This window comes from Roseovarius roseus (assembly GCF_043355935.2).
GTDB classification, from domain to species: Bacteria; Pseudomonadota; Alphaproteobacteria; order Rhodobacterales; family Rhodobacteraceae; genus Roseovarius; species Roseovarius roseus.
Window position 1 is genome coordinate 450911 of the sequence record NZ_JBHFPE020000001.1, and the last position, 26271, is coordinate 477181.

Annotated in this window: 24 protein-coding genes; 11 read left to right on the forward strand and 13 right to left on the reverse strand. The window is 62.7% G+C overall.

The window, feature by feature from the left end; genetic code table 11:
• The first annotated feature begins 41 nt into the window (after positions 1–41).
• Positions 42–1166, forward strand: a complete 1125-nt coding sequence (gene prfB / locus ACEWPL_RS02350) for a peptide chain release factor 2 (RefSeq protein WP_393934785.1) — start codon at positions 42–44, stop codon at positions 1164–1166.
• A 66-nt stretch (positions 1167–1232) separates the two neighbouring features.
• Here prfB and ACEWPL_RS02355 read toward each other — a convergent pair whose 3' ends face one another.
• From ACEWPL_RS02355 to ACEWPL_RS02370, 4 genes are all read right to left on the reverse strand, one after another.
• The gene (locus ACEWPL_RS02355; RefSeq protein WP_393934784.1) at positions 1233–1568 is read right to left on the reverse strand and encodes a DUF3140 domain-containing protein; all 336 of its coding nucleotides are present in this window, start codon (positions 1566–1568) and stop codon (positions 1233–1235) included.
• A 71-nt stretch (positions 1569–1639) separates the two neighbouring features.
• Positions 1640–1855: a hypothetical protein gene (locus ACEWPL_RS02360; RefSeq protein WP_393934783.1), complete on the reverse strand. Its 216-nt coding sequence runs from the start codon at positions 1853–1855 to the stop codon at positions 1640–1642.
• The gene (locus tag ACEWPL_RS02365; protein ID WP_393934782.1) at positions 1852–3006 is read right to left on the reverse strand and encodes an aromatic ring-hydroxylating oxygenase subunit alpha; all 1155 of its coding nucleotides are present in this window, start codon (positions 3004–3006) and stop codon (positions 1852–1854) included. Before ACEWPL_RS02365 ends, ACEWPL_RS02360 begins: the two co-directional genes overlap by 4 nt.
• A 117-nt stretch (positions 3007–3123) precedes the next feature.
• On the reverse strand, positions 3124–3945 hold the full coding sequence (locus tag ACEWPL_RS02370; RefSeq protein ID WP_393934781.1) for a helix-turn-helix domain-containing protein: 822 nt from the start codon (positions 3943–3945) through the stop codon (positions 3124–3126).
• Positions 3946–4288: 343 nt separating this feature from the next.
• On the opposite strand from ACEWPL_RS02370, the gene ACEWPL_RS02375 reads away from it, so the two are divergent.
• Positions 4289–4630: a hypothetical protein gene (locus tag ACEWPL_RS02375; RefSeq protein ID WP_393934780.1), complete on the forward strand. Its 342-nt coding sequence runs from the start codon at positions 4289–4291 to the stop codon at positions 4628–4630.
• 109 nt (positions 4631–4739) lie between these two features.
• On the opposite strand, the gene ilvN is transcribed toward ACEWPL_RS02375, so the two are convergent.
• The 3 genes from ilvN to speB form a co-directional block, all read right to left on the reverse strand.
• Positions 4740–5300 (reverse strand): acetolactate synthase small subunit, encoded by a 561-nt coding sequence (ilvN, locus tag ACEWPL_RS02380; protein ID WP_393934779.1) that lies wholly within the window; start codon positions 5298–5300, stop codon positions 4740–4742.
• A gap of 82 nt (positions 5301–5382) precedes the next feature.
• Positions 5383–7137, reverse strand: a complete 1755-nt coding sequence (locus tag ACEWPL_RS02385; RefSeq protein WP_393934778.1) for an acetolactate synthase 3 large subunit — start codon at positions 7135–7137, stop codon at positions 5383–5385.
• Between the two features lie 337 nt (positions 7138–7474).
• Positions 7475–8431 (reverse strand): agmatinase, encoded by a 957-nt coding sequence (gene speB / locus ACEWPL_RS02390; protein WP_393934777.1) that lies wholly within the window; start codon positions 8429–8431, stop codon positions 7475–7477.
• 153 nt (positions 8432–8584) lie between these two features.
• Here speB and guaB point away from each other — a divergent pair, with 153 nt between their 5' ends.
• The 3 genes from guaB (at position 8585) to ACEWPL_RS02405 (ending at position 13662) form a co-directional block, all read left to right on the forward strand.
• Positions 8585–10033 (forward strand): IMP dehydrogenase, encoded by a 1449-nt coding sequence (gene guaB / locus ACEWPL_RS02395; RefSeq protein ID WP_393934776.1) that lies wholly within the window; start codon positions 8585–8587, stop codon positions 10031–10033.
• Positions 10034–10084: 51 nt separating this feature from the next.
• Positions 10085–11251, forward strand: coding sequence for an RsmB/NOP family class I SAM-dependent RNA methyltransferase (locus tag ACEWPL_RS02400; RefSeq protein ID WP_393934775.1), 1167 nt, complete (start codon positions 10085–10087; stop codon positions 11249–11251).
• A gap of 164 nt (positions 11252–11415) precedes the next feature.
• Positions 11416–13662: a hybrid sensor histidine kinase/response regulator gene (locus tag ACEWPL_RS02405; RefSeq protein WP_393935372.1), complete on the forward strand. Its 2247-nt coding sequence runs from the start codon at positions 11416–11418 to the stop codon at positions 13660–13662.
• An 88-nt stretch (positions 13663–13750) separates the two neighbouring features.
• Here ACEWPL_RS02405 and ACEWPL_RS02410 read toward each other — a convergent pair whose 3' ends face one another.
• On the reverse strand, positions 13751–14389 hold the full coding sequence (locus ACEWPL_RS02410; protein ID WP_393934774.1) for a sulfotransferase family protein: 639 nt from the start codon (positions 14387–14389) through the stop codon (positions 13751–13753).
• Positions 14390–14581: 192 nt separating this feature from the next.
• On the opposite strand from ACEWPL_RS02410, the gene recA reads away from it, so the two are divergent.
• The 4 genes from recA (at position 14582) to ACEWPL_RS02430 (ending at position 19399) form a co-directional block, all read left to right on the forward strand.
• Positions 14582–15664 carry a recombinase RecA gene (gene recA / locus ACEWPL_RS02415; protein ID WP_393934773.1) on the forward strand — a complete coding sequence of 361 codons (1083 nt, stop codon included), beginning with the start codon at positions 14582–14584 and terminating at the stop codon, positions 15662–15664.
• Positions 15665–15802: 138 nt separating this feature from the next.
• Complete coding sequence (gene alaS, locus ACEWPL_RS02420; protein ID WP_393934772.1) at positions 15803–18466, forward strand: alanine--tRNA ligase; 2664 nt, start codon at positions 15803–15805, stop codon at positions 18464–18466.
• A gap of 3 nt (positions 18467–18469) precedes the next feature.
• The gene (locus tag ACEWPL_RS02425) at positions 18470–18757 is read left to right on the forward strand and encodes a DUF1330 domain-containing protein (RefSeq protein WP_393934771.1); all 288 of its coding nucleotides are present in this window, start codon (positions 18470–18472) and stop codon (positions 18755–18757) included.
• 90 nt (positions 18758–18847) lie between these two features.
• Positions 18848–19399, forward strand: coding sequence for a histidine phosphatase family protein (locus ACEWPL_RS02430; RefSeq protein ID WP_393934770.1), 552 nt, complete (start codon positions 18848–18850; stop codon positions 19397–19399).
• A gap of 3 nt (positions 19400–19402) precedes the next feature.
• Here the strand turns inward: ACEWPL_RS02430 and typA are convergent, their stop codons facing one another.
• The 3 genes from typA to ACEWPL_RS02445 all read right to left on the reverse strand — a co-directional run bounded on the left by typA (position 19403) and on the right by ACEWPL_RS02445 (position 22810).
• A complete protein-coding gene (typA, locus tag ACEWPL_RS02435) occupies positions 19403–21223 on the reverse strand; it encodes a translational GTPase TypA (RefSeq protein WP_393934769.1) in 1821 nt (606 codons plus the stop codon).
• A gap of 112 nt (positions 21224–21335) precedes the next feature.
• Positions 21336–22229, reverse strand: a complete 894-nt coding sequence (locus tag ACEWPL_RS02440) for a GNAT family N-acetyltransferase (protein WP_393934768.1) — start codon at positions 22227–22229, stop codon at positions 21336–21338.
• Between the two features lie 59 nt (positions 22230–22288).
• Positions 22289–22810 (reverse strand): single-stranded DNA-binding protein, encoded by a 522-nt coding sequence (locus ACEWPL_RS02445; RefSeq protein WP_393934767.1) that lies wholly within the window; start codon positions 22808–22810, stop codon positions 22289–22291.
• A gap of 180 nt (positions 22811–22990) precedes the next feature.
• Between ACEWPL_RS02445 and ACEWPL_RS02450 the strand changes: the two genes are divergently transcribed.
• Positions 22991–23575, forward strand: coding sequence for a lytic transglycosylase domain-containing protein (locus ACEWPL_RS02450; protein WP_393934766.1), 585 nt, complete (start codon positions 22991–22993; stop codon positions 23573–23575).
• On the opposite strand, the gene ACEWPL_RS02455 is transcribed toward ACEWPL_RS02450, so the two are convergent.
• On the reverse strand, positions 23548–24372 hold the full coding sequence (locus tag ACEWPL_RS02455) for an AraC family transcriptional regulator (protein WP_393934765.1): 825 nt from the start codon (positions 24370–24372) through the stop codon (positions 23548–23550). The two genes, ACEWPL_RS02450 and ACEWPL_RS02455, sit on opposite strands and share 28 nt — an antisense overlap.
• Before the next feature lie 94 nt (positions 24373–24466).
• Positions 24467–25336 (reverse strand): tRNA (adenosine(37)-N6)-dimethylallyltransferase MiaA, encoded by an 870-nt coding sequence (gene miaA / locus ACEWPL_RS02460; RefSeq protein WP_393934764.1) that lies wholly within the window; start codon positions 25334–25336, stop codon positions 24467–24469.
• Between the two features lie 167 nt (positions 25337–25503).
• Between miaA and pyrH the strand changes: the two genes are divergently transcribed.
• Complete coding sequence (gene pyrH / locus ACEWPL_RS02465) at positions 25504–26235, forward strand: UMP kinase (protein WP_393934763.1); 732 nt, start codon at positions 25504–25506, stop codon at positions 26233–26235.
• The last annotated feature ends 36 nt before the right edge of the window (positions 26236–26271 follow it).

A 26271-nucleotide genomic window follows, 5' to 3' on the forward strand; every position in this document is an offset into this window, starting at 1 on the left:
GCGCTGCGGTATCAGGCAGACGACCAGTCAGGAAGGCTTTGATGCGCGCAGAAATTCAGAATGTCACCCAGGAAATCGAGACGTCGCTTGATCTGTTGCGTCAGCGTCTGGGATGGGACACTGCCCAGCACCGGCTGGAGGAGTTCAACGCGCGCGTCGAGGATCCGAACCTCTGGGACGATCCCGCCAAGGCGCAGAAGCTGATGCGCGACCGACAGGCGCTGGTCGACGCGCTCGAGACGCATGATTGCATCCAGAGCGAGCTTTCGGACAATGTCGAGCTGATCGAGATGGGCGAGGCCGAGGGCGACGCAGATGTTGTGACCGAGGCCGAGACTGCCCTGAAGGCGCTGCAAAAGCGCGCCGCCGCCAAGGAGCTGGAAGCGCTGCTGAACGGCGAGGCGGATGCAAACGACACCTTCCTCGAGATCAACGCAGGCGCGGGCGGCACCGAAAGCTGCGACTGGGCCAACATGCTGGCGCGCATGTATGTCCGCTGGGCCGAGAAGCGCGGCTATACGGTGGAATTGCAATCCGAGAGCGCCGGCGAGGAGGCCGGCATCAAATCCGCAGCCTACAAGATCAGTGGGCACAACGCCTATGGCTGGCTGAAATCCGAGAGCGGTGTTCACCGCCTTGTGCGGATCAGCCCCTTCGATTCGGCGGCCAAGCGGCACACCTCCTTCAGCTCGGTCTGGGTCTATCCGGTGGTCGACGACGACATCGAGATCGAGGTGAACCCCGCCGATATTCGCATAGATACCTATCGCAGCTCGGGCGCGGGTGGCCAGCACGTCAACACGACTGACTCGGCGGTGCGCATCACGCACCATCCCACGGGCATTGTCGTGACAAGCTCCGAGAAGTCTCAGCACCAGAACCGCGACATCGCCATGAAGGCGCTGAAATCGCGACTCTACCAGCTTGAGCTCGATCGCCGGAACGCCGCCATCAACGAGGCACATGACGCCAAGGGCGATGCGGGCTGGGGCAACCAGATCCGCTCTTACGTCCTTCAACCCTACCAGATGGTCAAGGATCTGCGCACGCAGGTCGAGACATCCGATACCAAGGGTGTGCTGGACGGCGATCTGGATCAGTTCATGGCCGCAACGCTGGCGATGAATGTCAGCGGCAAGAGCCGCGCCGAGGCGCAAGGGGACTAACGCCTGCACCGGGTCTCGAACGTCGGAATTTGAGTATTTATGCCAAGATGAAGCGGGTAGGGCGCGCTATTTGAGCGGGTCGTGGCCCCAGTTCATCAGCGAATAGCGCCAGTCCGAATGCGCGACATTTTCATCGGGGCCGCCCTGCGCGGTGTGGCGTTTGATATAGCCAGTCACCTTGGCCATGTGATCCCATTGGTCACCAGTCAGATCGTCCTTGTTGGTGCGCTTGATCTTGACGATGCGCCGGCCCGAGGCGTGACCGGTGGATTCGCCGCGATCGCTGTCACCAACGGATTTGGACTCTTCGGTTTCGAGGAATTCCTCCAGCTCTTGCGGGGCCATGTTGACCAGATCGCGCCATTCGCTCCAGATCTGGTCGCGGGTTTTCGATGAGGACATCTATGCGCTCCTTTGCCGTTCCTGATGACGCAACGGCGCAGGGTGTCGCAGGGTTGCATCGGCGGCGACGCCTATTCCTCCCGCCCGTGCCGGGCCAGGCGACCGTGTAGCATCCGTGCCTGCGGCGCACCGGCCTCGAGCGCAAAGACATAGGCATGGGTCAGGAAAAAGCAGGAGGCGTCGAGATCGTTCGCGCAATCCGCCGCCTCGGTATAGAGCGCGATGAGGGCTGCGTGGTCCGGCCCCTCATGCGCAGCCAGCATCCGGGTGTGCAGATCGCCGCTCATTCCGCCGCCTTGGAGAGGCTGCGATACGCCTCGACTTTGCCCGCAACCCAAGCATGGAAACAGTGGGTAGGGCTGTCCATCACCGGCGAGAAGCGCCCGCCATCGAAACTCCAGACATGGCGGCCCTTCTGCATGCCTTCGACGACAAAGATATCCTCTTCGAAGACTGATTTCCAAAGCTGGGCATTGCGGGCCTTAAGCCCCTCGTCCTGATCGGGTTCGGCATAGTAGAGATGCACATGCTCGGCGGTCCGCTCGAGGCCGCGCGGCTCGAGAATGATGGTGAAGGCATGGTCGCGGTGCACGCCCAGCAGGACGTTGGGATAGACCGCGACATACTCGGCCTGCTCGTTCCACTTGGCGCCGACCTCGGCGAAATCGGGGAAGGTGTCGCCATTCTCATTGGTCAGTTGGCGGTAGACCATCGTGCCCTGGCCCGAGAAGGCGGCGGGTTCTTCGATGTGGTAATGGTCCTCAAGGCGCGAGTAGCTGTTGAGGCCGGGATGGACCCAAGGGAGATGATAGCTCTCGCAGTAATTCTCGACCGCGAGTTTCCAGTTGGTCTGGACCTCCAGCGTAAAGCGGCTCTCATGGCCGCCATGATGCAGCGGCAGGTCGAACTCTCGCCAGCGCTCGATGATATGCGACATCGCTTCCTCAAAAGCGGGCGCATCGCCCGACACGTTGATCCAGACCACATCGCGCCAGATATGGCTGCGCACCTCGATCAGACCCAGCTCGCTGCGCTTGATCGCGGCATGGGTGTTCTGGCCGGGCCCGCCGACATGGGGCGTCGAAACCAGCGCGCCCTTGGTCGAGTAGCACCATGAATGATAGGGGCAGCGAATAGCGCCCTCGATCTTGCGCGGCTCCTCGACCAGAATCATGCCGCGATGGCGGCAGATGTTCTGAAAGACGCGGACCGACCCCTCCTTGTCCCGGAGCAGCAACAGCGGCATGCCGAGGAAGGTGAGCGGCACCGCATCGCCCGGATCGGGGACGTCAGCGCCGACAGCGAGGCCCGCCCATTGCGAGTAGAGCAGCGCATGCTTTTCCTCCTCGAAAATGGCGGGATCGATGTAGTGGGCATTGGGAAGGCCATTTGCGATATCCACGGGCGCGCGGACGCTAGATAGATCGGTGACGGTCATGGCGGGCCTCCGGGCAAGACTAAACTCATGCCCAGTATGCAGCAGAACGCGGGGCGAAACCGACGATCCGCGACGCGGTTTTCCTCAAGGCGACATGCAGGGCGGCCCCGTGCCGCCCTAGCGAAAGGGCTGATCGAGGCGCAGAAGGCGCGCATGGAAGGGGGGCAGGTCTTCGAGACCGACAAGGGCCTTGCCGCGCGCGGCGGCCATGACGGCGGCGGTATCGCTGCCCAGATGTTCATAGACCATGCGGGCGGCGCGGATGCCCGAGATCTTTTCGCGCACGGTGCGCGTGACGTAGCCTTCCCAGAGGTTGGACTGAAATGAGGTTTCGGGCGCGAGGAAGTTGAACGAGCAGGCCATCGAGTTGCGATGCGTGACAAGGATCATGATGCCTTCCTCCTGCCGCATGACTATCCCGCGGTACTCGCGGTCGCGCCGCGCGGTGGAGAGACCCTGACGCCGCAGCGCATCCAAAGGCTCGCTGCCGCGCAGGAAGGTGTAGCCATCCTTGCGGTGGATATAGACCAGCCCCCGCACGAACAGCGTCTCATCGACGAAACTGCGCCGGACAAAGCGGTAGATGCCGCTGGGGAACAGCTCTTCCGGAACCGAGACAGGCTCGGCCCCAAAGAAGCCCGCGACAGCGGGATGGCCGATCAGATCGAAGGACGCGGTTTTCAGGTTCTCCGCGGGCTCAAGCAGGATGCGCGCGTCGGTGCCGAAGAACCGGCAAATGCGGTGCAGCACATCCGGGCGGGGAAAGCTTTCGCCAGTGAGGTAGCGATTGAACTGCGTGCGATTGATCCCGAGATCGCGGCAAAGCCCGGCGATCGATGGGTAGTCCGCGCTGAGTTTGCGCAGGTTCTGGCCGAAAATCGCGCGCAGCTGCGCGGGATTGCTGTCGCCTGTCGGGGGTGTTTTGCGGGGCGCGGCCATAATCTGGGATGAGTCCTCAGCGAGGGTCGGGTGGGGTTGGTGGCTGCTGTGGAATTCTCATCGCGCTGTGTCCTTCATAAGCTGACTTAGCCTCATTGGGGCCACCTCAGCACGCCTGTCCGAGTATGTCACGCCTGCTGACGCTAATTGGCGTCACTTTTTGCCTATCGTGACACAAATGGATCAGTGCCGAGGGCGATTCAAACATAGCCCAAAGCGCTGGAAAGCGACATTTTGGTAAATGGGACTACCAGTGCAGAGTGAGCGATAACGCGGCCTGCCTGGACACACAAGACCCGGGGTCGCAGAGAGGCCCAGGTGCAAGGCTATTGGGGGAATTACCATGTACGGAGTCGTTCTTTGGACTGATCAGCGCCAGAACCGCGCAGTCATCTGGTGCGAGGATCATGGTGATCTGGCATTCTACCGCGGCGCCGCCGGCGGGGACTCTGCGATGACGGCGGGCGACCTCGTGGAATTCGACGTGCAGGATACCGGCGATATGCGCCTTGCCGATGCGCCCCGTCTGATCACGCAGCGCAGCCATCCGACGTTGACGTCAGAATTGAAGAAGGTTGGCGCACGGCTGGGCATCCTGCAGTCCGGTGCGCCGCGAGCCGCGAACAGCGATTACGCCGCCAATGTCATACCGCTGCGCGAAGCGCGGCAAGCCGCTTACGCCTGAGGGCGCTGCTTATCTGGGTGGGGGCACCTGGACGCTGCGCCGGGAAACAGAAAGGCGGGCCATCGGGCCCGCCTTTTTTCATGTCTGACGCTCCTGTGCCGCCTGTCAATCAGGCGCCGCGGGGCAGGGCCGCGATGCCGGTGCGCGCGAGGTCCGACAGGCCCAGAGGGCGCATCAGGTCGGCAAAGGCATCGATCTTTTCGGACGTGCCGGTGATCTCGAAGGTGAAGCTGTCAAGCGTGCTGTCCACGACGTTCGTGCGGAAAATATCCGCAAGGCGCAGCGCTTCTACGCGTTTGTCGCCGGTGCAGACCACCTTCATCAGCGCCAGTTCCCGCTCGACCGCGCGGCCCTCGACGGTCAGATCCTGCACCTTGTGGACCGGGACGATACGGCCCAGTTGCGCCTTGATTTGCTCGATCACCTGCGGCGTGCCGGTGGTGACGATGGTGATGCGCGAGGTGTGCCCCTCGTGGTCGATCTCGGCCACCGTGAGGCTGTCGATATTGTAGCCGCGCCCGGAAAAGAGGCCGATCACGCGCGCCAGAACACCCGCCTCGTTATCGACGATGACGGCGAGGGTGTGCTGCTCTTCCACGTCCGAGAAATTGGGCCGCAGGTTGTAGGCCGAATGCTTGTTCGAGCCTTTCTTGATGTTCAGTGCGGACATTGTCTGTCTCCTTGTGCAGGTTGGTGCCGAATGCGCCGGAGCCTGCCAAAATATATTCGAACGAGTGGCTTCTGCGCCGCTCTTAAACCATCACTGCGCCCTTGGAGCCAATGGCGTCCTTGGTCGACGCCTCGCCCAAAAGCATCTTGTTATGCGGCTCGCCCGAGGGGATCATGGGGAAGCAGTTCTCGTGCTTTTCCACGAGGCAATCGAAGATAACCGGGCCGTCATAGTTGATCATCTCGTTGATCGCGTCATCCAGATCGGCGGGATCCTCGCAGCGGATACCCTTGGCGCCAAACGCTTCGGCCAGCTTGACGAAATCGGGCAGGGCCTCGGACCAGCTATGCGAGTAGCGTTCACCATGCAGCAGCTCCTGCCACTGACGGACCATGCCGAGGCGCTCGTTGTTGAGGATGAACTGCTTGACCGGCAGGCGGAACTGGATTGCGGTGCCCATCTCCTGCATGTTCATCAGCCAGCTTGCCTCGCCGGCCACGTTGATCACCAGCGCGTCGCGATGCGCCATCTGCACGCCGATGGAGGCCGGGAAGCCGTAGCCCATGGTGCCCAGGCCGCCCGAGGTCATCCAGCGGTTCGGATCCTCGAACCCCAGATATTGCGCCGCCCACATCTGATGCTGGCCCACCTCTGTAGTGATGTAGCGGTCATGGCCCTTGGTCAGCGCCTCCAGACGCGCCATCGCCTGCTGCGGCTTGATTGTTTTGCCGGACTGCTTGAAGCTGAGGCACTCGACCTTACGCCACTCATCAATGCGTGCATTCCACTTTGCGATGGCCTCGGCGTTGACCTTGCGGCCGCGCGATTTCCAGACCTTGAGCAGATCCTCGAGCACATGGGCGATGTCGCCGACGATGGGGATGTCGGTCTTGATCACCTTGTTGATCGACGACGGATCGATGTCGATATGCGCTTTCTTCGAACCGGGCGAGAACGCGTCAAGGCGGCCCGTGATCCGGTCGTCGAAGCGCGCGCCGATATTGATCATCAGATCGCAATCATGCATCGCCATGTTCGCCTCGTAGAGGCCGTGCATACCCAGCATGCCCAGCCACGCCTTGCCCGAGGCGGGATATGCCCCAAGGCCCATCAGGGTAGAGGTGATCGGGATGCCGGTCGCCTCGACCAGCTCGCGTAGCAGCTGGCTGGCGGCGGGGCCGGAATTGATCACGCCGCCACCGGTGTAGAAGACGGGACGCTTGGCGGTCTCCATCGCGGCCACCAGTTCGGTGATGGCATCCATATCGCCCTTGACCTGCGGCTGATAGTGTCCGGTGCGCACCTTTTGCGGCGAGGTATACTCGGCGCTGGCAAATTGCACGTCCTTCGGGATGTCGATCAGCACCGGGCCGGGACGGCCGGCGGTGGCGACGTGAAACGCCTCGTGGATCGTGGCCGAGAGGTTGGCCGTGTCCTTGACCAGCCAGTTATGCTTGGTGCAGGGGCGTGTGATGCCGACAGTATCGGCCTCCTGAAAGGCGTCCGAGCCGATCATGAAGGTCGGCACCTGGCCGGTCAGCACGACGATGGGGATGCTGTCCAGCAGCGCATCGGTGAGGCCGGTCACGGCATTGGTCGCGCCGGGGCCCGAGGTCACCAACACGACGCCCGGCTTGCCGGTCGAGCGGGCATAGCCCTCGGCCGCATGCACGGCGCCCTGTTCGTGGCGCACCAGGATATGCTGGATATCGTTCTGCTGGAAAACCTCGTCATAGATCGGCAGGACCGCCCCGCCGGGATAGCCGAAGACGACGTCCACGCCCTGATCCTTGAGGGCCTGAACCACCATTTTCGCTCCGGTCATCTGACGTGTCATCGCTTTGCTCCGTTCATGACATCATTGCGCGATCGCGCATAAAAAAGCCCCCGAAGTGGCGGGGGCGCATGGGTACCTGTCTGGGTGTCCGGTTACCGGCCCATGCGCAATTTCAGTGTGACTACTACTAGCGGCTCCAACGGACCACTCCCTTTTAGGTACGAGGCGGACATTATGACCGGGTGTGAGGGCCGTCAAGCGCATCCAGCGGATAAAATGTCGCGGAGGACCAATTTTCTTTTCACTTGTTGCGCAAATGGCCGCTGTTTCGATGGTTCACCCCCGCCGGACGCCTCCGCCGGGAGTATTTTTGGCCAAGATGACGCAGTGGTGTTCTTCAGTTCTGCCGCGCGTGCATGATGAAGCCGAGGAAATTCAGCAGCACCTGCGCAGCCAAGACGGATGTTACATCGCCTGAGTCGTAGGCGGGCGCGACCTCGACCAGATCGATGCCGACGACTTCATGGCGCTGCGCAACCTGCTGAAGCAGCTCCAGCACCTCGTAATAGAGAAAGCCGCCATGGCTGGGCGTGCCGGTACCGGGCGCGATGGAGGGGCAGAAGCCATCAATGTCGAGTGTGACATAGACCCGCGCGCCGTCTGGGATGCGTTCGGCAAGCGCCTCGGGGTCAAGCTTGCGGCACTGGCGGACCGACAGGATGTCCGAGCCCATGGCGCGGGCGGCGTCATAGCCTTCCTTGGCGGTCGAGCTGACATTGCGGATGCCCAGTTGGGTCAGGCCGGTGACATAGGACTTCTCGGCGGCGCGGCGCATGGGGTTGCCATGGCCATTGCGCACGCCGTGCCGCTCATCCACGAAATCGAGATGCGCGTCGATCTGAAGGATATGGATGTCGCCATGACCCTCAAAGGCGTCGATGCACGGGATATTGACCGAGTGATCGCCGCCAATGGTGACGGGCAGGGCCCCCGCGGCGAGGATGGCGCGCACGCCCTTGGTGATGTTCGCATGGCTCTGGACGGTGTCGGTATGGACGATGTCGGCGTCGCCGATATCCACGATGCGCACATCCTGGCCCAGATAGGTCACGTCATCCTCGTGGTCGTAGGCGCCGCCATGGCCAAAGCTGAACAGGGTCGAGGCCTCGCGCACGCTGCGCGGGCCAAAGCGCGCGCCGGGGCGAAACTGCGTGCCGCCGTCGAAGGGCGCGCCGAGGATGGCAATATCGGCGTCGATGGCGGACCAGTCCGCCACGTAGGGTCGCTTGCCGAAGGTCGAAATTCCGACGAAGGGCAGGTTCAGCCGCCCGCTTTCATAGCCATGTCCACTCATCTTGCCTCTCCCTCGATGCTCGGCCGGGCCAGATAGACAGGCCGCGCGCGCCCCGGCAAGCCACGTTTTGCCGCGCCGGCGCCTTTTGCCTTTCGCATGGGCGGCATCCGTGAAATAGGGAGTTGCCAAACGATCTGTTCATGGAGAAACGTGATGAAGATTCGTGAGGCTCTGACCTTCGATGATGTCCTGCTGCTTCCGGCTGCGTCAAACGTGCTGCCCAGCACCGCCGATACGCGCACGCGGGTAACCCGCTCGATCGCCCTCAACATTCCGCTGCTCAGCTCGGCCATGGATACGGTGACCGAGTCGCGCATGGCGATCTGCATGGCGCAATACGGCGGGATGGGCGTGATCCACCGCAATTTCAACGTCGAAGATCAGGCGAACGAAGTGCGCCGGGTCAAGCGCTTTGTCAGTGGCATCGTCTATAATCCCATCACGCTCAAGGCCGACCAGACCCTTGCCGACGCCAAGGCGCTACAGGATCAGTACCGCGTCAGCGGCTTTCCGGTGGTGGATGATGCGGGCCGTGTCCTCGGCATCGTCACCAACCGCGATATGCGCTTTGCCGAGGATGAGCGCACACCGGTGCGCATGATGATGACCTCGGACAATCTGGCCATTCTGCAGGAGCCCGCCGATCTGGAAGAGGCCAAGCTTCTGATGAAGGAGCGCCGGATCGAAAAGCTGCTGGTGACGGATCGCGGGGGCAAGCTGACCGGCCTTCTGACGCTCAAGGACAGTGAGCAGGCGGTGCTGAATCCGTCGGCCTGCAAGGACCATCTGGGCCGGCTGCGGGTGGCTGCGGCGACAACAGTGGGCGATGCGGGGTTCGAGCGCAGTCAGGCGCTGATCGATGCGGGTGCGGACATGATCGTGATCGATACCGCTCATGGCCATTCGGCGGGGGTCGCCGAGGCTGTGCGCCGGGCAAAGGAAATCTCCGGTGATGTGCAGGTCGTGGCAGGCAATGTGGCCACAGGCGATGCCGTTCGCGCGCTGATCGATGCGGGCGCGGATGCCGTCAAGGTGGGTATCGGCCCCGGCAGCATCTGCACCACCCGCATGGTTGCGGGGGTTGGTGTGCCCCAGCTGACGGCGATCATGGACTGTGTCGAAGCGGCCGGAGACGTGCCGATCATCGCCGATGGCGGCATCAAGTTCTCGGGCGATTTTGCCAAGGCGATTGCCGCGGGCGCATCTTGCGCCATGGTGGGCAGCATGATTGCAGGCACGGACGAGTCGCCCGGCGAGATGATCCTGTTCCAGGGCCGCTCCTACAAGGCCTATCGCGGGATGGGCAGCCTTGGTGCGATGGCGCGGGGCAGTGCCGACCGCTATTTCCAGAAGGACGCCGCCAGTGACAAGCTGGTGCCCGAGGGGATCGAGGGTCAGGTGCCTTACAAAGGCTCTGCCGGAACGGTGGTGCACCAACTGGTCGGGGGCCTGCGCGCAGCGATGGGATATACCGGCTGCGCGACGGTCGAAGAAATGCGCAAGGATTGCGAGTTCGTCCGCATCACAGGCGCGGGCCTCAGCGAAAGCCATGTGCATGACGTTCAGATCACGCGAGAGTCGCCAAATTACAGAATTGGGTAAATGGATCAAGATCTTGCGATGCGATCTTGACGCAGTGACGGGGCGCGACTCGTGACGCCCGGCGCGCGCATCCAGGCGGCCATCGACCTGCTGGACCGCATCAGCGCGGGTGAGCCGGCTGAGAAGGCGCTGACATCCTGGGCTCGCGGGTCGCGCTTCGCCGGGTCGGGGGATCGGGCAGCGGTGCGGGATCATGTGTATCAGGCGCTGCGCTGCTGGCGCTCCTATGCCTGCCTCGGTGGGGGCGACAGTGGGCGCGCCCGCATGATCGGGGCCTTGCGCAGCGCGGGGTCAGATCCGGCAGAGGTCTTCACCGGAATCGGCCATGCGCCCGCGCCCCTGACGGCGGCTGAAGAGGCGGCAGGCTGGGCACCAAGCGGCGCCGATGCGGTCGATCTGCCCGAATGGCTTTGGGAGACATTTCAGGCCTCCCTCGGCCCCGATGCCGAGGCAGCGGCAATGGTGCTGCGCCAACGCGCGCCGGTCATGTTGCGTGCCAATTTGCGGCACGCCGGTCGAGACGATATCGTTCGTACCCTCGCCGAACAGGACATTCACTCCGAAGTGCATCCTGTTGCCAAAACAGCAATAAAAGTGATCGATGGTGCGCGCCGGATTGCCCGGAGTCGGGCTTACCTGGAGGGGCTGGTCGAGTTGCAGGACGGTTCGGGGCAGGCTGCGATGGAGGGCATCGACCTGACGGCGTCCGAAAGCATTCTGGACTATTGCGCGGGCGGCGGGGGCAAGGCGCTGGCACTGGCGGCGCGCACAGACGCGCAGGTCTACGCCCATGACATCGACGCGCGGCGCATGCAGGACCTGCCGGAGCGCGCCAAACGGGCAGGCGCAGATGTAACCCTGCTTGACACATCAGCTTTGCCAGCTAACGCACCGTATGCCATCGTTTTATGTGATGCGCCCTGCTCAGGGAGCGGGACCTGGCGCCGCACGCCGGAGGCGAAATGGCGGCTGACGCCCGACTGGCTGGATGAATTGACCGATTTGCAGACAGATATCCTTGGGAAGGCGTCACAACTGGTCGCGCCGGGGGGACAGCTGATCTACGCGACCTGCTCGGTTCTGCGGGTAGAGAATGAAGAGCGTATCGAGGAATTCCTTGCTGGTGCGACCGTTTGGAGGCTGGAAAAGCAGCAGCGTTTCGAAATTTCGGACGGCGGAGATGGTTTTTTTGTGACACATTTAACGCGAGCAATGTGAGTGGATTGCAATTCAGGGTGGTAATTCTGATTGCGTTTTTGATTGCGTTAAGGTGCACTTAAACTTTCTGGTCCAGTCTCGCACGGACCGAAACGCAATACAGGACCCAGCGCGTGACCCTATCCGACCATGCCATTGGCCCGATCCGGCGCGCGGCGTCGCGTATGCGCCCCCATGCAGGACTTGTCTTCTGCTCGGCGGTTCTTTTCGCAACGACTGCGTTCATGGTTTCGCCCAGCAGCGAGCGATACGTGATCATGCTGATAGCTGCCGTCCTGGGCACCGCGTCGCTATGGATCGTTGCGATATCGCGCCTCTCCGATGCCACGGATGAGCGGGCCGCATCCTCGGTCCGCGATCTGATTCGCCACGATGCGACGGCCTGCCTGGTCACGGGCGCGGACGGCGCATTGGTCTATTGCAACGATGCCGCCGAACGCGCCTATGAGGCGCGCCGCCACCGCACGCTGGTGGGGGCATTGCAGCCGTTGATCGCCAATCCCGGCGCCATTCTCTATCGATTGCAAACGCGCGCCGGCGCGCGCGGATCGGCGCATGAGGATGTAGTTACGGGCGCGGGGCATGTGCGCATCAGCGTGCATCGCGCGGGACACGACATGCTCCTATGGCGGATCGAGAAATCTGCCGACACTGCGGCCCGGCGAGGCGGCGCGATACCATTGCCCATGCTGACGGTTGGTCGCAACAACGCGGTTCTTTTCATGAATGACGCGGCCCGCCTCCTCATCGGGGAGCGTGCGCGCACCCTGGATCGCATCTGCGCCAAACTGCCGCTCAGATCCGGCCAGATGAACGATATCAGCACGCAAACCGGCGTTCAGTCCTGCCTCGTGGTCGAGCTGGAGGGAATTGCCGGGCGACGCGAGGTGTTCGTCATGCCCGGAATCGCCGCGACCGAGCGTCCCTCCGACGGCTGGACGTTCTTCGACGAGTTGCCAGTGCCCCTGCTGAAACTGACGCGCGGCGGGGCGATCCAGCTCTGCAACAGACCGGCAAGCGAATTGCTGGGATGTGCCGACTGGTCAGGCAAGCAGATCACCGATCTACTGGAAGGGTTGGGTCGGTCGATCCCCGACTGGCTGGAGGATGCGGCCTTGGCGCGCGGCAGTGTTCATTCCGAATTCCTGCGCGTTCGCCGGGCGGATGAGGAAGTCTTCATTCAGGTGACGCTCAATCGCGCCACAGAAGAGGGCGAGACGGTCCTGATCGCGGTTCTGAACGACGCGACAGAGCTGAAATCCCTTGAGGCGCAGTTTGTGCAATCCCAGAAAATGCAGGCGATCGGCCAGCTTGCGGGCGGCGTTGCACATGATTTCAACAACCTTCTGACCGCGATTTCCGGTCATTGCGATCTTTTGCTGCTGCGTCACGACCAGGGCGATTCCGATTACGGTGATTTATTGCAGATCGCTCAGAACGCCAACCGCGCGGCATCGCTGGTGAACCAATTGCTTGCCTATTCGCGCAAGCAGACGCTGCGTCCCGAGGTCATGGATCTGCGCGATGCGATATCGGACCTGACGCATCTTCTCAATCGATTGGTTGGCGAGAAGGTAGTCCTGTCGCTGAATCACGACCCGACGCTCTGGTCGATTCGTGCGGACAAGCGTCAATTCGAGCAGGTCATCATGAACCTCGTCGTCAACGCGCGAGACGCGATGTCATCCGGCGGAGAGATTCGGATCGAGACGAGGAATGTCACCCTGGACCAACCGATGCACCGGGACCGTGCTGTCGTCTCGCCCGGGCAATGGGTCAGGATCAGCGTCTCGGACGACGGGACGGGGATTCCGCCGGACCGTCTGCAAAAGGTTTTCGAGCCTTTCTTCACCACCAAGCGCACAGGCGAGGGAACGGGACTTGGCCTGTCGACAGCTTACGGCATCGTCAAGCAGACCGGTGGGTTCATCTTCGTCGATAGCGAGCGCAATGTAGGGACAACCTTTTTCCTGATGTTCCCGGCACATGAGAGTGTTGAGCTGCCTGTAGAGGCGGAAAAACGGATGGTCATGGACCCCTCGCCGGCGGAAGGTATCGTGCTGCTGGTCGAGGATGAGGCGCCGGTGCGCGCCTTTGCCTCGCGCGCTCTGCAGATGCGTGGCTTCACGGTCCTCGAGGCAGAATCCGCCGAGGAAGCTTTGGAAATCCTCGCCGACGCCAGCGTGTGCGTGGATGTTTTCGTGACGGACGTCGTCATGCCCGGCATGGACGGGCCAAGCTGGGTTCAAAAGGCGCTAATCGACCGGCCTGAAGCGCGCGTGGTCTTTGTTTCTGGATATGCGGAAGAGGATTTCGGAGACACGCAGGCGCGGATTCCAAACTCTGTTTTCCTTCCCAAGCCTTTTTCGTTGACGGATTTGACGGATGTCGTGCAACGGCAACTTGAGTAGCGCTTGGAAATTTCAGGTGGCAGGCAAATAGCCTGACGAAAATCAAATGTACCACTGGCTAACCCCTTGGGGAAATCTGTCACAAACATCATCCCACGGGAGAGGCGTCTGGCTCGGGCGTGTAGGTGCCATCTTGCTGAATACTGTTATAAAGCCGGAAATCCGGGGCGTATTTTCGCTCAAGGATTGCCTTGGTTTCCGATGACAGGTGGAGAGGATTTAGGCGGGATGTATTGAGGCGATCGGGTTGCACGCGAATGCCAAGCCGCTGTTCTAGATAGGCGAGCAAAGCATCTTGTTCCTCATATCGAAAGAGGTGAGTCGCCGACGTGCCGTTCCGCTGCGGCTCCAAAAACTTGGATTGCGAGCCGACATTGGCAAATTGCGGGTGGTTCCCCTGAACATAAGCGCGGACGAAAGCATCAAAGCTGAGGCCCTCGGTGCTGGTGGGCTGGCCAGCCAAGAACGGGCGCTGCCGATAGCGATACCAACTGCCTAGCCAGTCGATCGGTGCGCGCATTACGGCAATGACATGCAGATCCTCACCGATGAACTTTTCAAGCGCCGGTCTGAAAAACCGATTGTATCGGAAAATGGGCGCGTGTTTCAGCTCGGGCGGGTCGCTGACGATCATCGACGCATGGGGGCCAAGCGCGGCCTGCCACGCGGTCGTGCCCGTCTTGGGTACGGATAGAAACACCAGTTTCTGCTTGGAAAAGACCAACATACCGTTTTACGCCACCTCATATTGGCCACTAGGGCCGACGTTAACCGTTCTTCAATACTTCTGGTCAAATGTGAAGATATGAACATTTAACTTGAAATGTTCGCGCTTTGTCTTCATTTAGGTGAGAACAAGACGCGAACAAACGCAGCGATTGCCGGTAGAGGCATGGTGTGAAATAAGGATGCGAACGCAATGGCAACGGCAGATCTTTTGAGCATGGACAACAAGAAGAGCGCAGACAAGCAAAAGGCCCTCGATAGTGCGCTTGCGCAGATCGAGCGCCAGTTCGGCAAGGGCTCGATCATGAAGCTGGGGGATAACCCCATCACGGACATGGAATCCACGTCGACCGGGTCTTTGGGGCTCGACATCGCCTTGGGCATCGGCGGCATTCCCAAAGGTCGGATCGTCGAGATTTATGGCCCCGAGAGCTCGGGCAAGACGACGCTGACACTGCATTGCGTGGCCGAAGAGCAGAAAAAGGGCGGCGTTTGCGCGTTTGTCGACGCCGAGCATGCGCTGGATCCGCAATATGCGCGCAAGCTGGGTGTGGATCTGGACGAATTGCTGATCTCACAGCCGGATACGGGTGAGCAGGCTCTGGAAATCGTCGATACGCTTGTGCGGTCGGGCGCGGTCAGCATGGTCGTGGTCGACTCGGTGGCGGCTCTTACGCCGAAATCCGAGCTTGAGGGCGATATGGGCGACAGCAGCGTCGGCGTGCATGCCCGTCTGATGAGCCAGGCAATGCGCAAGCTGACCGGCTCGATCAGCCGCACGAAATGCACGGTCATCTTCATCAACCAGATCCGCATGAAGATCGGCGTCATGTTCGGCAGCCCCGAGACGACGACTGGCGGTAACGCCCTGAAATTCTACAGCTCGGTCCGGCTGGATATTCGCCGCATCGGCGCGCTGAAGGATCGTGACGAGGTTGTCGGGAACGCGACGCGCGTCAAGGTCGTCAAGAACAAGGTGGCCCCTCCCTTCAAGCAGGTCGAATTCGATATCATGTATGGCGAAGGCATCAGCAAGATGGGCGAGATCCTGGACCTGGGCGTGAAGGCTGGCGTTGTGGAGAAATCCGGCAGCTGGTTCAGCTATGGCGACGAGCGGATCGGCCAGGGGCGTGAGAACGCCAAGACTTTCCTTAAGGAGAACAACAAGATGGCGCTGGAGATCGAGGACAAGATCCGCGCAGCGCATGGGCTGGAGTTCGATATGACAGCCTCTGACAATGAGGGCGGAGACAATGATGATCTGATGGAGGCGTAAGCGCCTCTGGAGGGATGACAAGGGGTCCGGCCGCATCTGCGCGCCGGGCTTTTTTCTTGCGGTGGACAGGGCGGGCAGGGGCGGATAATCAATGCGACGCCCGACCCGTCTGAAATCATCCTTGAAACGAGGCCCCGCATGCCGACGCTGAACGACATCCGCTCGACTTTTCTGAGCTATTTTGACCGAAATGATCATCGCATCGTCGATAGCTCGCCCTTGGTGCCGCGCAACGATCCGACGCTGATGTTTACCAATTCGGGGATGGTTCAGTTCAAGAACCTCTTTACCGGCGTGGAAAAGCGCGACTATGTCCGCGCCACTACCAGCCAGAAATGCGTGCGCGCGGGCGGCAAGCACAATGATCTGGACAATGTCGGCTACACGGCGCGCCATCACACCTTCTTTGAGATGATGGGAAATTTCAGCTTTGGCGACTATTTCAAGGAGGATGCCATCCACTTTGCGTGGGAGCTGCTGACGCGCGATTTCGGGATCGACAAGTCCAAACTGCTGGTCACCGTTTACCATACCGATGACGAGGCGGCGAATATCTGGAAAAAGGTTGCGGGCCTTTCGGATGACCGCATCATCCGCATCGCGACCGATGACAATTTCTGGTCCATGGGGGCGACCGGTCCTTGCGGGCCGTGCTCGGAAATCTTCTACGACCATGGCCCTGAGATCTGGGGTGGCCCTCCGGGCAGCCCCGAGGAGGATGGCGACCGATTCATCGAGATCTGGAACCTCGTCTTCATGCAGAATGAGCGGTTCGAGGATGGAACCCAGCGGGATCTCGACATGCAGTCGATTGATACCGGCATGGGGCTGGAGCGGATCGGTGCGCTCTTGCAGGGCAAGCACGACAATTATGACACGGATCTCATGCGCGCGCTGATCGAGGCCAGTGCGCACGCGACCAGCACCGATGCGGATGGGCCGGGCAATGTACATCACCGCGTGATCGCGGATCATCTGCGCTCGACCTCGTTTTTGATGGCCGATGGCGTGATGCCGTCGAACGAGGGGCGCGGATATGTGCTGCGCCGGATCATGCGGCGGGCGATGCGCCACGCGCATTTGCTGGGCGCCAAGGATCCCGTCATGTACCGGCTGGTGCCGTCGCTGGTAGGCCAGATGGGGCAAGCCTTCCCCGAGCTGGGCCGCGCGCAGGGCATGATCGAGGAGATGCTGCGCCTGGAAGAGACACGGTTCAAGCAGACGCTGGAGCGGGGGCTTGGCCTGCTGGACGATGCGCTGAACACACTGGATGAGGGCGCGGACTTGCCGGGCGAGACGGCGTTCAAGCTCTACGACACGTTCGGGTTCCCCTTGGATCTGACGCAGGATGCGCTGCGCGAGAAGGGCCGGAGCGTGGATACGGCGGGCTTCGATGCCGCCATGGCCGAGCAGAAGGCCAAGGCGCGCGCCGCATGGGCGGGCACCGGCGAGGCGGTCGATCAGGCGGTGTGGTTTGACATCGCCGAAGCGAAGGGCGTGACTGATTTTCTGGGCTATGACACCGAAACTGCCGAGGCGCAGATTCTGGCGCTGGTCAAGGATGGCGCGCAAACGGACAGCGCGGCCGAGGGGGATGCGGTTCAGATCGTACTGAATCAGACGCCCTTCTATGCCGAGGCCGGAGGCCAGGTCGGCGACAGCGGCATGTTGCGCTGCGAGGGCGGCGAGGCGCGCATCACCGACACCCGCAAGGTGGCGGGCGTGTTCATCCACTTTGCCGAAGTGACCAAGGGCAAGCTGACCAAGGGCACGGCAACGCAGCTTGAGGTCGATCACGGGCGCCGCAGCGCAATCCGGGCGAACCACTCGGCGACGCATCTTCTGCATGAGGCTCTGCGCGAGACGCTGGGGGATCACGTCGCGCAGCGCGGAAGCCTCAACGCAGACGATCGCCTGCGCTTTGATTTCAGCCACACCAAGGCGCTAACAGCGGATGAACTGGCCCGCGTCGAGGCCGATGTGAACGCCTATATCCGTCAGAATGCGCCGGTCCAGACGCGGATCATGACGCCAGACGAGGCGCGTGCGCTGGGGGCGCAGGCGCTTTTTGGCGAAAAATACGGCGACGAGGTGCGCGTGGTTTCGATGGGGCGCAAGCGCGGCTCGGGCCGTGGCGCAGATGGCACGACCTACTCGATCGAGCTTTGCGGCGGCACCCATGTCAGCGGAACGGGCGATATCGGGCTTTTTATCCTTCTGGGCGATGCCGCCTCCAGCGCTGGCGTCCGCCGGATCGAGGCGTTGACGGGCGAGGCGGCGCTGCGCCATCTCGGCGGTCATTCCAAGGCGCTAACCGAGATCGCTGGCGCGCTAAAGGTGCGGCCCGATGCCGCGCAATCGCGCGTACAGGCGCTGCTGGATGAGCGCCGTGCGTTGGTTCAGGAAGTTGCTCAGCTACGTCGCGATCTGGCGATGTCCGGCGGCGCCGGCAGTGGGGGCGAGGCCGAGATCGAAGAAATCGGTGGCACGCGTCTGATCGCACAGGTTCTCAGCGGCGTTGCGGGCAAGGAATTACCAAGCCTGATCGACCAGATGAAAACCCGGATCGAGAGCGGCGCTGTCCTCTTGATTGCGGATACGGGGGGCAAGGCCGCTGTCGCCGCGGGTGTGACAGATGACAAGACAGGAGCACTTTCGGCGGTTGACATGGTGCGCGCCGCCGTGGCCGAATTGGGCGGTAAAGGTGGCGGCGGCCGGGCCGATCTGGCGCAGGGTGGCGGTGCCGATGCGTCGAATTCCAGCGCCGCGATTGATGCGGTACGCGCCCTTTTGAAAGGATAGATCATGCCTGCACTCTGGATTGCCCATGTCACGGTAAAAGACGAGGACGCTTATGGCCGCTACGCGGCACTGGCCGGGCCCGCCGTGGCCAAGCATGGCGGCAAGTTCATCGCGCGGGGCGGGCGCTTCGTTCAGCTTGAGGGCAAGGAACGGCCACGCAATGTTGTGGCGAAATTCGACAGCGTCGAGGCGGCCGAAACCTGCTATCACTCGCCCGAATATCAAGAAGCGCTCAGCCATGCGCGCAATGCGTCCGAACGGGAATTGCTGATCGTCGAAACCGACGAGTAGACGTTATCCCCACACCGCGCCCGGTTCTGTCCGGCGAACCTGGACCCTTCGGTGCTTCCTGCTACCTCACAACGGGGTAAGGGGGACGCCATGCAGGTTTGGGTTTTACGTCTTGTTCTGATCTGCCTGCCGGCGCTTGGTGCTGCGCAGGATGCGACCGTGCTGGATCGGCCGGGCGCCGTTTGGCTGATGCGGCATGCGCTGGCCCCGGGCACGGGGGATCCGGCGGCGTTCAGGCTGGGCGATTGCACTACGCAGCGCAATCTGAATGAGGCCGGGCGCGATCAGGCGCGCCGGATCGGTGCGGCATTGCGCGAGGCGGATGTCAGGCCGCCCCATATTTTCGCAAGTGAGTGGTGCCGCGCGCGCGAAACGGCCGAGCTTCTGGAACTGGGCGAGGTCACGCCCCTTCCTGCGCTCAACTCGCATTTCGCGGGGCGGGGTAATCGCGCGGCCCAGGCGCGCGCCGTCATGGAGGTCTTGGCGGAGCTGCCGAATGGCGCGCGGCCCCTGCTGGTCACCCATCAGGTGAATATCAGCGCGCTCAGCGGAACCTACGCACGCTCGGGCGAGATCGTGATAACCACCCGAGATGAAAACGGCCAGCTTGTCGAGGCTGGCCGTTTTCTGATTGAGCCCTGAGGATCAGGCGCTTTTCGAGGCGCGCTTGCGCTCATGCGGGTCCAGATGCCGCTTGCGCAGGCGGATCGCGTTGGGCGTGACCTCGACCAGTTCGTCATCGTCGATATAGGCGATGGCCTGCTCGAGGCTCATTTCGACCGGTGTCGTCAGGCGCACGGCCTCGTCCGTGCCGGAGGCACGCACGTTGGTCAGCTTCTTGCCCTTGAGCGGGTTCACTTCCAGATCGTTCTCGCGGCTATGCTCGCCGATGATCATGCCGGTATAAATCTTGGCTTGCGGACCGATGAACATCTTGCCGCGATCCTCGAGGTTCCACAGCGCGTAGGCCACCGATTCGCCGTTCTCCATAGAGATGAGCACGCCCGCGCGGCGGCCCGGAATCGGCCCCTTATGCGGCGCCCAGCTGTGAAAGACGCGGTTCAGAACGCCGGTGCCGCGCGTATCGGTCAGGAACTCGCCGTGATAGCCGATCAGGCCGCGCGACGGGACATGCGCGATGATGCGTGTCTTGCCGGCGCCGGCGGGCTTCATCTCGGTCAGATCGCCCTTGCGGGGGCCGGTAAGCTTTTCGATCACGGCGCCGGAGTATTCATCATCGACGTCGATCGTGACCTCTTCGATGGGCTCCAGACGCTCGCCATTCTCGCCGTCCCGCATGACCACTTGCGGGCGCGAGATGCTCAGCTCGAAGCCCTCGCGGCGCATGTTCTCGATCAGGACGCCCATCTGCAATTCGCCGCGGCCGGCCACCTCGAAGGCCTCGCCGCCGGGCGTGTCCTTGACCTTGATGGCGACGTTGGATTCGGCTTCCTTCATCAGGCGGTCGCGGATGACGCGGCTTTGCACCTTCTTGCCATCGCGGCCCGCGAGGGGGCTGTCGTTGATGCCGAAGGTGACGGTGATCGTGGGCGGGTCAATGGGGCGCGCCTCCAGCGGCTCGTCCACGGCCAGCGCGCAGATCGTGTCGGCCACGGTTGCCTTGGACATGCCCGCGAGGCTGACGATATCGCCGGCTTGCGCCTCTTCGATGTCCTGGGAGGCCAGGCCGCGGAAGGCCTGGATGCGCGTCACGCGAAATTGCTCGATCTTCTGGCCGATGCGGGAAAGAGCCTGCACGGTCGCGCCCACCTTCAGCTTGCCGGATTCCACGCGGCCGGTCAGCAGGCGGCCAACGAAGGGGTCGGCGCCCAGCGTTGTGGCCAGCATGCGGAAATCGTCATTCTGCTGCTTGACCTGCTTGGGGGCGGGCACGTGGTTGACGATCAGCTCGAACAGCGCGGTCAGATCCTTGCGCGGCCCGTCGAGCTGGTGATCGGCCCAGCCGGAACGGCCCGAGGCATACATATGCGGGAAATCCAGCTGGTCATCATCCGCGCCAAGGTTGGCAAAAAGATCAAAGCACTCGTCCAGCGCCCGGTCCGGCTCGGCATCGGGCTTGTCGACCTTGTTCAGCACGACGATGGGGCGCAGGCCAAGCGCAAGCGCCTTCGAGGTGACGAACTTTGTCTGCGGCATCGGGCCTTCGGCCGCGTCGACCAGAAGGACGACGCCGTCCACCATGCTGAGGATACGCTCCACCTCGCCGCCGAAATCGGCGTGGCCGGGCGTGTCGACGATGTTGATGCGCTTGCCTTTCCACTCAACCGAGGTCGGCTTGGCAAAGATGGTGATGCCGCGCTCACGCTCGAGGTCGTTGCTGTCCATCGCGCGCTCGTCCACGGCCTGGTTGGCGCGGAAAGCGCCCGATTGCTTGAGCAATTCGTCGACCAGGGTGGTTTTGCCATGGTCAACGTGGGCGATGATCGCGATATTGCGAAGGTCCATTTCGGTCAATCCTTGGGGTTTTTTTTCAGCGCCCTATAGCCTGCGGGTCCGTTTGACCAGAGCAAAGAGGGTTTGGGGCGGATATCGGCGGGCCTGTGTTGCGCCCTCTGGGTCAAAGGCGAAGCCGTGTCGGCGCCAAGTTACGGGCAATCGCACCTGTGCCCAGCTTGAAGCGGGCGATGCCGGGCGTCTGCGCGGTATCCGCGCGGCCAAGGTCGAGGCTGTGATATCCCGACTGTGCCAGCAGGCAGGAGGCGCGCCAGAGCAGCAGTGTATGCGCGTTCAAGGCGCGTCCGCGCGTGCCGGTCCAGCTGATGTGATAGGTGGCCATGTCCGAATGCAGCAGCATCAGCATGAAGGCGATGGGCGCGCCGCCCTCCTCCGCGATCAGCATCAGGCTATCGCGCGGGGCGAGGTTGGCCCACCGCGACGTGAAGCCGGGGGGCAAGGCGGCATAGCGGCGCGTCCGGCGCTGTGCCTCTTCGCGTTGCAGCAAGGGGGTGTCGCGGGCCATGTCGAGAGGGCGTGCCATAATTCGGAGGCCCGCCGCCTCGGCGCGCTTCAAACGGTTGCGCCATTTCCCGTCCAAGGCGGCACGGCGGGATGCCTCGTCAATGCGGAGGTCTAGCTGAGCCAGCATTACGCCCTTCGAAATGGGAACGCCAAGGCGCGGTCCGCTGGCATCATCGCTACTGGCCCAAAGGGCGCGCCACGGCGCGGCACGGGGCAGGGTGGTGGTCAGTTGAATACGCTGATTGGGCGAGGCTGCCGGACTCCAGACCGGACCGCGTGGTAACCAGGCGAGGCGCAGCGGACCCACCCGGCGCAGATAAACGCGCGCGCGGCCCAAGAGCGCGCCACCCCCGCGCATCTCGGCAAGCGATGAGGCGCAGCCGAACTCACGCAGGACGGATGCATAGGTGCCGGATTGCTGAAGGGGGGTACCGGGCAGATCGCTGCCGCAGAGTGGATCGACGAAATCGATCTGGAGGGGGCTGGATGACATGGGCGCCAGTAAGCGGCACCCATGCCTAAGATACGGTTAATGCCTTTGAGGCGCGGCGCTCAGAACGGAATCTCGTCGTCGAAATCGCGCGAGGGGGCGCTGCCACCACCGCCACCGCCGCCGGAGGAGCCGCCGCGATCATCGGGTCCGCCATAACCGCCATCATTGCCGCCATAGCTGTCGCCACCGCTGCCGGAATAGCCCCCGCCGCCGCCACCACCACCGCCTTCGCGGCCGTCGAGCATGGTCAGAGTGCCATTGAAGCCTTGCAAAACGATCTCGGTGGAATAGCGGTCTTGGCCGGATTGGTCCTGCCATTTGCGCGTCTGTAGCTGGCCCTCGATATAAACTTTCGAGCCTTTTTTGAGGTATTGCTCCGCGATACGCACGAGGCCTTCGTTGAAAATCGCGACCGAATGCCACTCGGTCTTCTCGCGCCGCTCGCCGGTGCTTTTATCCTTCCAAGTTTCGGAGGTGGCGATGCGCAGGTTGCAGACCTTGCCGCCGTTCTGGAACGTGCGCACTTCGGGATCGCGGCCCAGATTGCCGATGATGATGACTTTGTTAACCGACCCGGCCATGCGCGTCCTCCTGCTAGGGCTGAAATTTCCACCCCGTGTTACATCACCCAATGGGGGTTAATGCCAGCCTAAAAATTCCAGGATGCCCCGGCGTTCCGGTTCCGGCGGGCGTGTGAGACTGGAAATCTGCGGCGGAATCGGTTAACCCCAGTGCATCAGGGACGGAAAAGAGATTTCACCATGAAGACATTTCTTGGAACGGCACTGGCGTTTTCTGTCATTGCGCAGCTCGGCCATGCCGAGACGATTTCGACGAAAAGCCGTGGAAATCTCTTCAAATCGCAGACCAGCGTTCTGGATAATCGCGCGGCCTCGCAATACAAGGCGTCGGTGCGGCTGCAGCCGGCCAAGGTAAACACGCCCACAAAATGGGGTGCGGCCAAGGCCTATTCCGGCAGCTATCGGGGCGAGTTTCTGAGCATGGCCAAAGAGGCCGCGCGCAAGCATTCCGTGCCCGAAGATCTTTTTCTACGCCTCGTGCAACAGGAAAGCGGCTGGCGGCCCACCGCGCTCAGCCACAAGGGAGCCATCGGGTTGGCGCAGTTGATGCCGGGTACGGCAGCCGTACTACGGGTCGATCCGCATGATCCGCGGCAGAACCTCGAGGGGGGTGCGCGCTACCTGGCGATGCAATACCGCGAATTCGGCTCGTGGCGGCTGGCGCTGGCGGCGTATAACGCGGGCCCTGGGGCGGTGAAGAAATATGGCGATGTGCCGCCCTACGAGGAAACCACCAATTACGTGCGTGTCATCTGGGGCAGTTGATCGGGCTTGGCCCTTTGCGCGCGGCGGCGCAGTTCAGACGGGCTGACGCCCGTGTGCTGCGTGATGAAACGCGAGAAGTAGGCGGCGCTCCCGAAGCCGAGCTGCGCCGCGACATGGCGCACTGCGTCGCCGCCGTCCTCCAGCATTTCGCGCGCACTGTGCAGGATGCGCTGCACCAGCAGATCCGCGGCGGTCAGTCCGCAGCAAGCCTTGCAACTGCGGGTCAGATGCGTGGGCGTCACGCCCAGATCGCGCGCATAGGCGGCCATGGGCTGACCGGTGGCGAAGTCCTGCTCGACCAGTGCTGCATATGCTGTGACGAGGCGCTGCGCTGCTGTGGGGCGCGGCGTGGGCTCCTGTCCGATCAGGGCGCGGCGCAGCCAGACGGTCACCATGATGGCGAGCGCCTCGGCCGCCTCATCCGCAAAGGGGCGATCCTGACTGGCCTCGCGCGTCATCGCGTCGAGCAGCGATGTGAGTTCCGCCTGTTGCTGAACCTCGCGGATGCGCACATGCTCGGGCAAGTCGGGCATGAGGGCAGGGCCGCCCGGCGGGATCAGGCAGACCTGACCATAGCAGGCCGGCCCGATATCCAGCGAAAATAGCGTGCCCGCCGGCACCGCCAGCGCGTTATGCGCGCCGACGCCGCGCCGCACGCCGCCCACAGTGGCGCGGGCCTGGCCCCGCGTGACCCAGATCAGCGCATGAGAGGTTTGACTATGCGGCAGATTCAGCCGCCATGGCGCGCCGCGCGACCACTGGGCCAGCGTCAACAGTCTGGGGGCACTGTCAGTCACGCGGATTGATCCTTTTGATCGGAATCATGCAACTTCCATGCTCGCACGGGAGGGCCGGCATGGCAAATCATCGTAAATTGTAAATTCGGCCGTTTCAGGGCAGGGGGATGCGCTGCCAGGCGCCCATGCGGGCGCGGAACCAAGTGCGCTGCCGCTTGGCAAACTGGCGTGTCGCGATTGTCGCAGCAGTCGTAGCTTCGGGCAGGGATACGTCACCGCGCAGATAGGCGGCCAGCTCGGGCGCGCCGATGGCCTTGGCGCTTTGGCGCGCGGCGGGCCGGTGCATGTTGGCGCGCACCTCGTCCAATGCGCCTGCCTCGATCATCGCCTCCATCCTGCGGGCGATGCGCGCATTCAGCCAATCGCGATCGGCATCCAGCAAAAGCGCGTGGCACTCGGTCAGCGGCAAGAGCGGCGGCGGCGTCGCGTCCTGCCACTCGGCCAGAGCGCGTCCGGTGGCTCGCTGCACCTGCCATGCGCGCTGCACGCGCATCGGATTCTGCAGATCGACGCGGGCGGCCGTGGCGGCGTCCAGCGCCGCGATCATCTGCGCCAGATGCCCGCCCAGCCGCAACGCGTCCGCCTCGCTACGGACCTCGGGCGGGGTCGGTGGGATATCTGCCAATCCCTCGGTCAGCGCGGTAAAATAGAGCCCGGTGCCGCCCACGATGATGGGCCGCGCGCCGCTTAGCAGCGGCGCGATCTCGCGCAGCCAGTGGCCGACGGAATAGTCGGCCTCCTGCGGGACATGCCCATAAAGAGCATGGGGCGCGCGCGCCTCGTCCTCTGCTGATGGGCGGGCCGTCAGGATGCGCCAGCCATCATAGACCTGCATGGAATCGGCATTGATGATCCGCCCCCCCAGACGCTCGGCAATGTCGAGCGCGAGCGCGGATTTACCCGAGGCCGTCGGCCCGGCGATCAGCACGGGGCGATCGGGCGATATGTCGAGGTGGCGCAGCATGGCCGCCTTCTAGCGCGGGCGCGGCCCGCTGGCGAGGCCCCTGCGGCGTTTTGGTGCCGGACCCGCTGCGCCTTCGCTTTATGCGATTGAACATTGCAGCCTTTTGCGACATTTTGCCCGCCAGACAGCCCCAGCCATTCAGGCAGCCACAAAGACGGAGCCACCCCATGTCCGAGAGCGACACCCCCAAGACGACCTTTCGGCGCGTATTGCTGAAAATCTCGGGGGAGGCGTTGATGGGGGATACGGCCTATGGCCTGCATCCGCCCACGGTCGAGCGCATCGCCCGCGAAGTGAAGGTGGTCCATGACATGGGCGTCGAAATCTGCATGGTCATCGGCGGCGGCAATATCTTTCGCGGGCTGCAAGGATCCGCGCAGGGGATGGAGCGGACGACCGCCGATTACATGGGTATGCTGGCGACCGTGATGAACGCGCTGGCGATGCAATCCGCGCTGGAGAAACTGGGCGTGTATTGCCGCGTGATTTCCGCAATCCGCATGGATGAGGTGGCCGAGCCCTATATTCGCCGCCGGGCGGTGCGCCACCTGGAGAAAAAGCGCGTTTGCATCTTTGCCGCAGGCACCGGCAATCCCTATTTTACGACCGATACGGCCGCGACTCTGCGCGCAAATGAAATGGCTTGCGAGGCGATCCTGAAGGGCACCAAGGTTGACGGTGTCTATGACAAGGATCCGGTTACCAACCCGGATGCCGTTCGCTATGACCGCGTGACCTATGATGACGTGCTGGCAAAGCATCTGAAGGTCATGGATGCCAGCGCCATCGCGCTGGCGCGTGACAACAACCTGCCCATCATCGTGTTCTCGCTGGACGAGCCGGGAGGCTTCAAGGGCATCCTGGCGGGCGAGGGCACCTACACCACCGTTCACGCCTGAGGGCAGACCGCCCGCGATCCTCGCGGGCCCCCAAAT